The sequence below is a fragment of the Mesorhizobium sp. MC2-1-1 genome, assembly GCF_057597255.1.
Genome location: NZ_CP195205.1, coordinates 1,701,657 through 1,713,394 on the forward strand (window position 1 = coordinate 1,701,657; position 11,738 = coordinate 1,713,394).

The 11,738-nt window shown below is 63.2% G+C and carries 8 protein-coding genes and 1 tRNA gene; 5 read left to right on the forward strand and 4 right to left on the reverse strand.

The annotated features are described in order from the left end of the window. Positions 1-27: 27 nt before the first annotated feature. Positions 28-1,392 carry a magnesium transporter gene (gene mgtE, locus ACR64R_RS08655; protein ID WP_487361233.1) on the forward strand — a complete coding sequence of 455 codons (1,365 nt, stop codon included), beginning with the start codon at positions 28-30 and terminating at the stop codon, positions 1,390-1,392. A 149-nt stretch (positions 1,393-1,541) separates the two neighbouring features. Here the strand turns inward: mgtE and gor are convergent, their stop codons facing one another. The 3 genes from gor to rpiA form a co-directional block, all read right to left on the reverse strand. Continuing rightward, positions 1,542-2,930, reverse strand: coding sequence for a glutathione-disulfide reductase (gene gor, locus ACR64R_RS08660; protein WP_487361234.1), 1,389 nt, complete (start codon positions 2,928-2,930; stop codon positions 1,542-1,544). Between the two features lie 117 nt (positions 2,931-3,047). Further along, positions 3,048-3,665, reverse strand: coding sequence for a DUF2059 domain-containing protein (locus ACR64R_RS08665; RefSeq protein WP_487361235.1), 618 nt, complete (start codon positions 3,663-3,665; stop codon positions 3,048-3,050). Positions 3,666-3,686: 21 nt separating this feature from the next. Then, a complete protein-coding gene (gene rpiA, locus ACR64R_RS08670; protein ID WP_487361236.1) occupies positions 3,687-4,382 on the reverse strand; it encodes a ribose-5-phosphate isomerase RpiA in 696 nt (231 codons plus the stop codon). 160 nt (positions 4,383-4,542) lie between these two features. Here rpiA and ACR64R_RS08675 point away from each other — a divergent pair, with 160 nt between their 5' ends. The 4 genes from ACR64R_RS08675 (at position 4,543) to ACR64R_RS08690 (ending at position 7,414) form a co-directional block, all read left to right on the forward strand. Next, positions 4,543-5,223, forward strand: a complete 681-nt coding sequence (locus ACR64R_RS08675) for a phosphoglycolate phosphatase (protein WP_487361237.1) — start codon at positions 4,543-4,545, stop codon at positions 5,221-5,223. Positions 5,224-5,343: 120 nt separating this feature from the next. After that, positions 5,344-5,418 (forward strand) — tRNA-Val (locus ACR64R_RS08680). Between the two features lie 336 nt (positions 5,419-5,754). Next, the gene (locus ACR64R_RS08685; RefSeq protein ID WP_487361238.1) at positions 5,755-6,174 is read left to right on the forward strand and encodes a VOC family protein; all 420 of its coding nucleotides are present in this window, start codon (positions 5,755-5,757) and stop codon (positions 6,172-6,174) included. A gap of 556 nt (positions 6,175-6,730) precedes the next feature. Then, positions 6,731-7,414, forward strand: a complete 684-nt coding sequence (locus tag ACR64R_RS08690; RefSeq protein WP_487362401.1) for a Crp/Fnr family transcriptional regulator — start codon at positions 6,731-6,733, stop codon at positions 7,412-7,414. A 59-nt stretch (positions 7,415-7,473) separates the two neighbouring features. Here ACR64R_RS08690 and ACR64R_RS08695 read toward each other — a convergent pair whose 3' ends face one another. Beyond that, positions 7,474-11,697 (reverse strand): cytochrome P450, encoded by a 4,224-nt coding sequence (locus ACR64R_RS08695; RefSeq protein WP_487361239.1) that lies wholly within the window; start codon positions 11,695-11,697, stop codon positions 7,474-7,476. Positions 11,698-11,738: the final 41 nt, after the last annotated feature.

An 11,738-nucleotide genomic window follows, 5' to 3' on the forward strand; every position in this document is an offset into this window, starting at 1 on the left:
GTCCTGCCGGACGGCAAGGAGTGAGCCATGAACGAATTCGCCCCCCTAATGGACGACGAAGCCGTCGCCGTCGCCCGTGTTCTTGCCAACGATCACGTCGCCGACGTCGTCGAAGCCCTCAACCGCGAGTCCCGCGAGACAGCCATCGAGCTGCTTTGCGCCGTGCCGTTCGAGCGGCTGGTCGAGATCTTCGACCAGCCGGAACTCGAAGCAGCGCCGCAACTTGCGGAAGCTCTGCCACGCCCGAAGGCGAGCAAGCTCCTGACCGCCATGTCGGTCGACCGCGCCGCCGACATTCTGCGCGAGCTGGATGAACCGGCCCGCTCTGAGCTGCTGGGCGCGCTTGCTCCGCAGCTGCGCGCGACGCTTCTTTCTATCCTGGGATATCCGGAAGGCAGCGCCGCCTCGATTATGACGACGGAATTCGTCAGCGTGCCTTCGGACTGGACCGTCGGACGCACGCTTGACTACATCCGCAAGGTCGAGCGTACGCGCGAAACCGTCTACGCCATCTATATCGTCGATCCAGAGACGCAACTCCTGTTGCGTTCGACCGGACTGCGCCGGCTGATCACGGGTAACCCCGAGGATTCTATCCTCTCGGTGGCGCCCGATCGCATGCCGGTGACAGTGACGCCGCTCACCGATCGCGAGAACCTGGCGCAGACCATCTCCAAATACGACCTGCTGGCCTTGCCGGTGGTCGATCACGGCAAGATCCTCGGCATTGTCACCATCGACGACATCATCGACACGATGATCGAGGAAACGACCGAGGACGTGCATCGTTTCGGCGGCATGGAGGCTCTCGATGAGCCCTATATGAAGATGGGCTTCCTCGCCATGATCCAGAAGCGGGCCGGCTGGCTCTGCGCGCTGTTTCTCAGCGAGATGCTGACGGCCAACGCCATGCAGAGCTACGAGGGCGAACTGGAGAAGGCGATCGTGCTCACCCTGTTCATCCCGCTGATCATGAGTTCCGGCGGCAATTCCGGTTCGCAGGCAACCTCGCTGGTCATCCGCGCGCTGGCGCTGCGCGAGATCGGCCTGCGCGACTGGTGGCGTGTGGCGTTGCGCGAGCTGCCGACCGGACTGGTGCTGGGCTCGATCCTTGGCGTCGTCGGCATCTGCCGCATCACGCTCTGGCAGTATTTCGGCTTTTACGACTACGGCCCGCACTGGATGCTGATCGCGGCAACGGTGGGAGCGGCGCTGGTCGGCATCGTCACCTTCGGCTCGCTGTCGGGATCGATGCTGCCATTCGCGCTCAAGCGCATCGGCTTCGACCCGGCGAGCGCCTCGGCGCCGTTCGTCGCCACGCTGGTAGATGTCACCGGGCTGGTGATCTACTTCTCGGTGGCGCTGGTTATCCTGCGAGGCACTCTGCTTTGAACTAGAGCAATTCCAGGAAAAGTGTGAGCGGTTTTCCGTCCGGAATTGCGTGAAAACAAAGAGATAGAGCGGTTCGCCGTTTCAATGAAACGGTGAAACGCTCTAGGGCACCGCCGCCGGATTTGCCGGCGGCGGTGCCGACACCAGACTCAGAAGCGTTCGCCGTTCTTTACCCGATAGGTCGGTTTATACATCGTCACCAGTTCCTCGGCCGCGGTCGGATGCACGGCCATGGTGCGGTCGAAATCGTCCTTGGTGAGCCCCGCCTTCAGCGGGATACCGAGAAGCTGCGCCATCTCGCCAGCGTCCGGCCCGAGGATATGGGCGCCGAGCACCTTTCGTGTCGAGCCGTCCACTACCAGCTTCATCAGCATCTTCTCGTCGCGGCCGGACAGCGTGTGCCGCATCGGTCGGAACGATGCCCGGTAGATCTCGACGTCGGGATAACGCTTTATCGCGTCGTCCTCCGACAGACCGACGGTGCCGATCTCAGGCTGGGAGAACACCGCCGTCGGGATGGTATCGTGGTCCGGCGCGGTCGGATTGTTCTTGAAAGCGGTCTCGATGAAGCACATCGCCTCGTGGATCGCGACCGGCGTCAGCTGGACACGATGGGTGACGTCGCCGATCGCCCAGATATTGTCGATGTTGGTGCGCGAGTATTGGTCGACCATAATGGCGCCTGTCTTGCCGAGTTCCACGCCCACACCCTCGAGCCCCATATTCTCGGTGTTGGGAATGCGGCCGATCGCAAGCATCACCTGGTCGACCGTCAGCGTCTGGCCTGAAGACAGCAGCACATCCAGCCTTCCGTCCGGCGTCTTTCGCACCCATTCTGAAACAGCGGGGCAAAGGATCCTGATGCCCTTTTTCTCCATCGTTTCATGCAACGAGCGGCGCAGATCCATATCGAATCGGCTGAGTATCTCCTGACCGCGGTAGACCAGCGTGGTATCCACGCCCAGGCCATGGAAAATATTGGCAAATTCGACGGCAATGTAGCCGCCCCCCTCAATCATGATCGCCTTTGGCAGTTCTTTCAGATCGAAGGCCTCGTTGGAGAAGATGCAATGCTCATGGCCGGAGAGCGCCGGATGCGCCGCCGGACGCCCGCCGGTGGCGATCAGTATCTGGTCGGCGCTGACAGTGCGGTCCTCAGCGACCAGATAAACCGAATGCCGATCCACCAGCACGGCGCGCGAGTGAAAAGTCTCGCCGCCCGCGCCTTCGACATTTCTCTTGTAGATCGCCTCCAGCCTGGCGATCTCCTTGTCCTTGTTGGCAACCAGCGTGGGCCAGTCGAAGCTCGCCTCGGACACGGTCCAGCCATAGCCGGCTGCGTCGGCGAAATGTTCGGGAAACTGCGAGGCATAGACATAGAGCTTCTTCGGCACGCAGCCGCGGATGACGCAGGTGCCCCCGAAGCGGTATTCCTCGGCGACGGCGACTCGCTTGCCGAGGGCCGCCGCCACCCGGGCCGCCCTCACCCCGCCCGAGCCGCCGCCGATGACAAACAGATCATAGTCATAACCGGCCATGGTGATGGGCTCCTGCGCGGGAGAAGGACGGGTCACAGGTAGGCTGCAGAGAGGCAAAAGAAAAGCCCGGGCAAGGCCGGGCTTTGTGGTCCAGCGGCTGACGGCCGTTGGACGCGATCAGTTCTGCGTGTTGTCAGCTGGAGCCGATCCGTCAGCGGGCGCCGAATTGTCAGCGGGTGCTGAATTGTCGGCGGGTGCGGTGGCGTCCGCAGCCGGTGCCGCCGGAGCAGTGGCCTTGGCGGCGGCGGCAAGCGTCTCACCGACCTGCTGGGCGAGATCGCGGGCTACGCCATTCTGCCAGATGTCGGCAGCCTTCACGAGGTCTCGCGTTACCGCCGGACCGCTGTCGAGAAGCTTCTTGCCGGCATCAGAACTGTAGAAGGCGGCGATATCGTTGAGATCTTTTTCGGAAAACACCTTGGCATAGGCCAGCGCGGCTTCCTTTTCGAGATCGGCGCGGCGCGAGGCAAGGGCTAGTGCCTTCTCGGCTACGGTCTTGCCGATCAGCTCTTGCATGTCCGGGTTCTTCTGGATGAGCTGCGCCTCGAGCGCTCCGGCCGCCTGCGGCAGGATGTTGTCGAACGAGTCCGTGGCATGAATCGCGGCTACCGCCGCCCGCGCGGCCTTAAGGTGGGATTCGCTGACATCCTGCGCAAACACCGGCGAGGAAAGCGCAAGAACGGCCGAGGCCGCCAGAAGCGTCGAAAGACGGCGAACTCGTTTAGGCAACATCATAGTCGGTAGAACTCCCTGGTTTCAGGCTGCATGGACGGTTTCGATACCGTCGCCGCCGGCGATGATGGCCGTTGACGCCAGCCCGATGAATAGACCGTGCTCGACAACGCCTGGAATGGCGAAGAGAGCATTCGAAAGCGCTCTTGTATCCGGAATGCGGCCAAAAGATGCATCGAGGATAAAGTGGCCGCCGTCTGTAACAAATGGCTGGCCTCCCGTCATCCTCAATGTAAGCGGGGCGGAAAGGCCGAGCTTTGCCGCGGCGGCGCTGATCGCGATCTCGGTGGCGCGCAGGCCGAATTTGTTGACCTCGATCGGGAGCGGGAACCGGCCAAGGGTCTTCACCATCTTGGATTTGTCGGCAATGACGATCATGCGCCTGGATGCCGCCGCTACGATCTTTTCGCGCAACAATGCGCCGCCGCCTCCCTTGATGAGGGTCAGGCCCGGATCGACCTCGTCGGCGCCGTCGACGGTGAGATCGAGCTCGGGTGTCTCGTCCAATGTCGACAGCGTAACGCCCAGCTCGCGACAGAGCGCCGCGGTGCGCTCGGAGGTCGGCACACCGACAATCATGAGGCCGGTCGCGACCTTCTCGGCCAGCAGCCGCACGAACTGTTCCGCCGTGGTGCCGGTGCCGATGCCGAGCCGCATGCCGTCGCCGACATGCGCGAGCGCTGCCCGCGCGGCCTCGACCTTCAACTGCCTTGCATCCATGGGGAGCCCCGATTTCGCCGGTTTCGCGCGCCTCCTAGCATTTTTGTCCGCCCCGTCAAAGGCTACCCAGTCAAAGGCTCTGTGGACCGATCGAGGCTCCTTGCTTCAACTCCGGTCAGCCTGTATCGGCTGCGGCAACGCAATTGCCGCAGGACCTTCCATGACCCGCCCGATCATTGTCTTCGACCTCGACGGTACGCTGGTCGACACGGCGCCGGACTTGCTCGCCAGCCTCAATCACAGCCTGGCGGCAAGCGATCTGGCCGCCGTCGACGAAGCCGGCTTCAGGCGCTTCGTCGGCCATGGCGGCCGCGTCATGATCGAGCGCGCGCATGCCGCCCAGAACAAGGCACTGATGACGGAGGAGCACGACCGGCTCCTGAAGATATTCCTCGACCACTATACGCTGAACATTCCCGGCAAGTCCCGCCCCTACCCCGGCGTCATTGCCGCGCTCGACCAGTTTCAGGCCGCCGGCTACCTGATGGCGGTCTGCACCAACAAATACGAAGCCAATTCCGTGGCGCTGATGGGTGCGCTCGGCATGGCAAACTACTTTGCAGCGATCTGTGGCCAGGACACTTTCGCTTTCCGCAAGCCAGACCCGCGCCATCTCACCGAGACGATCCGGCTGGCCGGCGGCGATCCTGAGAAGGCCTTGATGGTCGGCGATTCGCAGACCGACATCGACACCGCCAAGGCGGCCGGCATTCCGGTTGTCGCGGTCGATTTCGGCTACACTGACCGCCACGTGCGCGAATTCGAGCCCACGCTGGTGATCTCGCATTTCGACACGCTGACTCCAGACCTTGCGGAGCGGCTGATGGCGGCCGCAAGCTGAGCGCTGCTCGTCGGTTTCTGGTCCGGACAAATTGTGTCCCAAGATCGTCAGCACATCGCCTTGACTTCACTCACCGGCCTACCTTATATCGCGGCTCGCTTCGGCCTCAGGGCCACAGGCGGGCGATTAGCTCAGCGGGAGAGCACACCCTTCACACGGGTGGGGTCGCAGGTTCAATCCCTGCATCGCCCACCATCCAACTCACTGATCGGGTTGGATGAATTAGGTCTTCACCCAAATCTCTGAAAACTGGTTCGGCGCCTCTTGCGACCCCGGCCCAACCGGGAATCTGGGCCGCATGATCTTAACGCATGATGCTCCAGATGGCGTCGGCGATGTGCAGGGCCGGTGATGGGCCATCCAAAGCAGGACGGCTCTAGATCGAGCCAAACGGTTCGGCAAGCCCCGCTCCGCATCGGCATTGCTATATTGGCCATTCAAAAATTGGAGCTGCCTTGTCGGTTCCGCAGGCGGTCAACCGTCTTCAAGCAGGTGCCCTGGGCTGGCATCTCGACAACGAGGGAACGACCAATGAGCAAGAAGATCTTTGTGAGCCTGCCAGTTACCGACGTGAAGGCATCCAGGGCTTTCTATGAATCGCTCGGCTTCAGGAACAATCCCAGGTTTCCCGATGATACAGCAGCCTGGATGGTGTGGAGTGAAGACATCAGCTTCATGCTGCTCAGCCGGGAAAAATGGCAGACCATGACCACGCGCCCCATCCCGCCATCAACGTCGAGCGAGGTGATGCTGGCGCTCTCCCTGGAGAGCCGCGACGCCGTGGACGCAATGGCCGCCGCTGCCGCCGCGAACGGCGGCAAGGCCGACATAAATCCAGTCGAAGATCATGGGTTCATGTACACCCGCGATCTTGCCGACCCCGATGGCCATGCTGTGGGCGCGATGTGGATGGATCTGTCCGCAATGCCCTCGGACGACAAGGCGGGTTGAGCGAGTTACCAACAGCGGCTTGATCAAGAGCGTTCGCGTCGGCCCTCCCCTCGCATTCATGCGCGGCACTGCGGTCACCAGAAGGGCGCCGGTCATGAAATACTGCGATGCGATGACGTGGTCTGTTGGAATTGCAGCCCGGCGAATAGCACGACCGTATCTGTGACCCCCTTCACATACGTCGCAAAGGCTTTGCGAGCAGATACGGCAACGGCGCCGCAAGCCCGACTGATACACAAGGTCTCGAGGACCGGTTCCGGACCGGCCGCGGTTCAGGGATTTTGATCACTTAGCCATTTTCAGGTTTGCTGTCTGCGCGCTGGGCACCTCCAACCCAAGCGCGCGGACGGCGTTCTCGAAGGATCGGTCCGTAACCGCCAGAGCGCCGGGTCTCCTTAAAGATCGTCGGCCTATCCGATTTCGACGCATCGGGCATGACATTGAACTTCCGTCAGCCACCCGCAGAATCCGGTGAGCCACCATGGAAGGAGACAACGCTTTGATCGAGCACGCACTTATCCTACAATTTCCGCCTAGCGAGAGGCGGGATCGTATCATGGCCACAAACAGCGCGGACGACAGCAACCTGCCGCGACTGGCGCGCATCGACCCGCGCCAGTTCGACCTGTTGTTCGGCGGCTGCAAGCTGGAGCGCTACGCCGCCGGCCAGCACCTCTTCGTCCAGGAGGATGCGTCCGATCGCATCTATGGCGTGATGAGCGGCACCGTCGAGATCTCGATCTATTCGCCGGGCGGGCAGAAGCTGGTGGCTAATATCGAGCTGTCCCGGAGCCTGGTCGGTGAGATCGGAGCGCTGGACGGACGCCCGCGCACGGCAACCGCCATATGCCTCACGGCCTGCGAGCTGGTTTCGCTGAGCCGGACACAACTCTTTGATCGCATTGAGAAAAACCCCTCTCTTGCGCGAGCGATGATCGAATTGCTGTGCATGCGCCTGCGCTGGGTCAGCGGCGAATTGGGCGACCAGGCCTTTTTCGGCATCGAGGCCCGGCTGGCGAAGCGGCTGGTATTCCTGAGCGGCGTCATGGCCGACTCCGCCGGCTGGATTCCGATTTCGCAATCCGAGCTCGGCGAGTTCCTCGGCGCGACGCGCGAATCCGTCAATAAGACCCTCAATGACTGGCGCAGCCGACAGATGATCGCCATCAAGCGCGGCGGGCTGCGCATCACCAACGCCGCCGCTTTGAACCAGATCGCCGATTCGCAGGATGACGACTGAGCGCTTTGCCGTCTGCTTCGGTCGGTTCGCCCGGGCAACGAATCGCTCAGCGCCCTCTTTCAGAGTCGCGAGAGCAGGAAGCGCAACGCCGAGCGGCTCGGCATGAAGAAATAGCCGCCGCCTTTCGTGGTGACGAATTGCGGCACATCCTTGAGCACTGTGACCTTTTCCCAGGAGGGAATGGAGAACCGGCCACCGCCGCCCCTTGCGCCGATCGTCGGATCCGTCTCGCCCACGAGGCCCTGGAACGAGCTGGACGATACCCAGGTCTGCTGTATGAACTCGTATTGGCGCTCGATATCGGCGTTGAGGCACATGAAGAGCAGGCCCTTCTCGATCTTTCCGCCCCTGTCCTTCTTCTCATAGGTGCGACCGACGCGCAGGATACGGTGGCGCTTGCCGATCCTGATCTGTGTCTCGCGGTCCTCGCCGAGTGAATCGCGTGGGTTGGAACGGCGTATGTGGGAGCCGAGCGGGCAAGCATGCCCCTGAGGATCCTCCGCCCCGAGTGCAAAATCATTGTCGACGCCGCGTCCCGGCCGCCCGTTCGGATTGCGCACCAGGGAGCTGCCGTCCTGCCAGCGGCCCAGCATTTTTGCCGCAACCCAGCGCGGCGTGATGGCCGCATCGCCGGTCTCGCCGGCGGCCTGAACGGCGGCCCGCCTGCAATAATCGTCGAACAGTTCCACATGCTGCTCGAACTGGCGCATGACTAGAAACGTGCCGTTGCGGCCGAAATCGCGCGGCGGGGGCGGCTGCCCTGGTATCTGGCGGTTGCGCCTTACCTGCGACAGAATTCCGGTGCGGTCCAGCGCAGCGTCGACCGAGGGCGACGCGGGATAGAAGCCATGCTCGTCACGATAACCGAACAGGAACTCGCCCGGCGCGATGAGATGCATGGGCGCAGCTCCCTTGGCCGCGCGCGCCGTGCCGCGAACGATCGGTTGCGAAACGCCGTCGACGAAGCCGAAATGCTCGACCGCCCGATTGCCGTCGCGCCGCACCTTCAGAGGCAGTTCGGCGGTCACCGACATGCCGGCAGCCGTCGTCTGTCGCTTCATGGCCGTAATCTCGGCCTTCAGCGAGTCCGGCGTCTCCGCATAGCAGACGACGACGACATCGACGGGCTTGGCGGCCGACCCCCATTGCCATTTGTCCGGAGCGTCAGGGCCCGTGTCGTTGAGGATGCGGCTGCGCTCGGACGTGCCCATGCCCTGACGGAAGGCGACCGGGAACGTGTTCAGCGGCTCCTCGTCGACGCCGCCTTCGAGCCCTAGCCGGCGCAGGCCGTTTGGACCGAAAGCCACGGTCATGGCGCGACCCGCGGGCAGGCCATCGCCGAAGCTGGTCTTGTCGACAACCCAGTCGAGCCAGGCCTTGCGCTTCGTCGCCGGCAGACCTTCCGGCACCTGGATCGCAAGCATGTGCGCATAGCCGAGAGCGCCGAAAGGTCCGAAGAAGATGGACTGGATTTCCCCCGATTCCAGCTGTTCGAGCGACGAAGACGAAGGTTCAGGCAGGCTCGTGTCCGGCTGCCGCGCCTGCGGACGCGGCAGGGAGCCGAACAGGCTCAACCAGTCACGCGCCTCGTTGCCGGTAGCCGAGGCGATGCCGCGCCTGATCCTGGAGTTGATGCGGATACGCGTGGTGTTGAGATTTGGATAGGCGGTGTACCAGAACAACGTCGGCACCTGCTGGCGCCGCGCCCAGCGCTTGAAGCGGTCGCCGTCGCGCGCGCCATCCAGGAACAGCCAGCGCGTACGCGGATAACCGTCGGTGTTGCTCCACACACCGGTCAAACCGGCCGAAGCCTTGGCGATGAAATCCTCGAGGTAGCTTTCCCAACTGCCTCCGTAATTGGAGAAGAACACCAGCCTGTCGGTGCCGGGCAACAGCACCCAGCGGGCGAAATGAATGGTGTTGATCGTGGCGAGGAAACCAGGCCTGAACACCTTCTGCGCCGATATCGAGATCAGATAGAAGGCAAGCCTCAGCGCCAGCCGCCGCAAGATGCCAGGCTTCATCGTCGAGATCGCCGTCAGATTGTTCTGGGCCGCGTGATCCTCGTGGGCAAGGATCTTTTCCAGCGCACCGATGTCCACGGGCGTGTTTGCGGGCTTGTCCATGTCCTCCAGCCGCCTCAGCGCCAGGAAGCAAAGGCCCACGAACACCGCAAGAATGGCCAGCAGGCCCATCACCGAAAGCAGAAGTGCGGTGCCGGCGATCGCGATGTTGGTAAAGGTAACGCCGTGCGGGTTTCCGAACACGAGCACATAGGTCATGCGCCAGAAGGCCAGAACGACGACCGCCACCGTGGCGAACATCGCCGGCGTCAACAGCGTCGTCGTCAGGGCGCGCGACCAGTGGCCAGGCGGCCTTTCCAGCAGGCTTTCGGCGGGCTCGAATGCCCATCCGAATTGTCCGAGGCGTTGTATATGGCGGCGCGCCTCGGCAAGCACATCCATCGCATTGCCGCTGCCCGCGCGCGGTTTTTCGGCGATCTCGCGCACGGCGTCGGCGAGCCTTGCCTCGGCAAGGATGCGGCGCACGGAATGCCCCGGCGTCCCGGCGAAGACCAGGCCCGCAGCACTGCCGAAGGACGGCGATATCTCGATGTGGTTCCTCTTCAGGAAGTCCTCCAGCGAGCCGCCGTCATGCAGGCCGCAGACATCCCTGAAGATCGGCCGCAGCCGATGGCCGATCGATAGCGCGACGGCGGCTATGACGTCGTCGGCGCTGCCGTCGCCGGAAATCTCGAACACCAGCGCGCCGGTCTCGAGCCCGGATTTCTCGTCGTTGCCAGTCGGAGCGACGGCCAGGCTGGTGAAATGAATGGTGCCGGCCTTGTCGAGCGCGGCGCGCAACTCGCCGATCGCGGGATTGCCGAGGCCGGCGACCTTGTCCCGCACGGCGTCGAGCGGTATCGGCCGGGTGATCGGGCAGACCACCGTCACCATCGACTGGTCGGCGGTGCGGCAAAGCGGCGAGCGCTCGAAATCGACCTTGAGGCTTGCCGGATAGGCGCCGACATTGACCAATCTGCCGGCCTTGCCCCGCGCGCGGGTAAGCTTCGGTTTGCTGAACAGAGCGCGGATGCACTCACCGATCTGGATACGAGCTATCTCCGCGCCGATGCACAGGTGGATGCCGTAACCGAAAACCATGTAGTCGCGATGCGGGCGCGACATATCGAACTCGTTTGGCCGCTGCACGATCTCCGGATCGAACATTGCAGAAAGCGTCGCGGGCATCACCACCGTCCCGGCCTTGACCAGGCGCTCGCGGCGGGTGCCCTTGCCGATGATCGCGTCGCGCCTGGTATAGCGCCAGGGCCCGATCCAGATCGGCTTGAAGCGCATGGCTTCCATGATCGCCCGGTCGAGCTTCCCGGTATCGGCGGCGGCGACAGCCTCGTCCACGGCCTGCCGCGCGTCGGTTCGCGACAGGATCACGTCCAGGCAATTGCTGCCGGCTAGCACATTGGTCGGGACGAAGCCCGCGATCATGCCCAGCATGATGGAGTGAATGTCCGGCAGCGACAGGCGTCCCTGGTCCATCAGCGCGACAAGGCGGGCCAGCGGTCGGTCGTCCTTACCCGCCCTTTCCCTGACCGCGGCGATTGAGCGGTCTATGACCTTGATCAGGCGATCGCCGCCGACTACGGCAAGCTGGCGCGTGGCGGGATTTGCCGTCGGGTCGGAAAAGAACAGCGCGCTGAGCGCGATCGACCAGTCGGCGAACTGGGTCTCGTCGTCGATCTCGAGGCCGAAATAATCGCGGCAGATGCGCACCGGCACAATCTTCATCAATTCGGCGACCGCATCGAAGCCTGGGCTGGCGCGGGTCATGATGTCACGCGAATGGCGCTCGGCGATAGGCCTGACGGCGGCTTCGACCTCCGCCGGCGGGAACGCGCTCAGCACCGCCGATTTCATCTGCCGGTACGCGGCGCCATCCTGCATGCCGAGAATGAAATTCGAGCCGCGGGCGAGTTCTGCCATTTCCGGTCCGTAGGGCGTCTCGAACTCGTCGCCTCGCTCAAGTATGTCGCGCACGTCCGCGCCCTTGGTGACAAGCAGGAAATTGCCGAACCCTACATTCGGCTTGAAGCGCCGCAGCAACGCCAGCAGCCAGCGGGGATCGCCTAGAAGATAACCTGCGATGCGCGAGGCAATGCCGCCCTTGGAACGCAGCCGGTAGATGTCGAAGGGCGGCATCTCTGCCACGGGACGCTGGTTCTTCTGAGCGGCGAGAACAGCGGCGAAGTACTTCAATGTGATCATGCGCGTTCAAGCCCCCCGGCTGTACACGTCAATGCGATGCC

Excerpts from the sequence above, each read along its gene's own strand:
- mgtE (WP_487361233.1), top strand. The coding sequence starts at position 28 with ATGAACGAATTCGCCCCCCTAATGGACGACGAAGCCGTCGCCGTCGCC.
- gor (WP_487361234.1), bottom strand. The coding sequence starts at position 2,930 with ATGGCCGGTTATGACTATGATCTGTTTGTCATCGGCGGCGGCTCGGGC.
- ACR64R_RS08665 (WP_487361235.1), bottom strand. The coding sequence starts at position 3,665 with ATGATGTTGCCTAAACGAGTTCGCCGTCTTTCGACGCTTCTGGCGGCC.
- rpiA (WP_487361236.1), bottom strand. The coding sequence starts at position 4,382 with ATGGATGCAAGGCAGTTGAAGGTCGAGGCCGCGCGGGCAGCGCTCGCG.
- ACR64R_RS08675 (WP_487361237.1), top strand. The coding sequence starts at position 4,543 with ATGACCCGCCCGATCATTGTCTTCGACCTCGACGGTACGCTGGTCGAC.
- ACR64R_RS08685 (WP_487361238.1), top strand. The coding sequence starts at position 5,755 with ATGAGCAAGAAGATCTTTGTGAGCCTGCCAGTTACCGACGTGAAGGCA.
- ACR64R_RS08690 (WP_487362401.1), top strand. The coding sequence starts at position 6,731 with ATGGCCACAAACAGCGCGGACGACAGCAACCTGCCGCGACTGGCGCGC.
- ACR64R_RS08695 (WP_487361239.1), bottom strand. The coding sequence starts at position 11,697 with ATGATCACATTGAAGTACTTCGCCGCTGTTCTCGCCGCTCAGAAGAAC.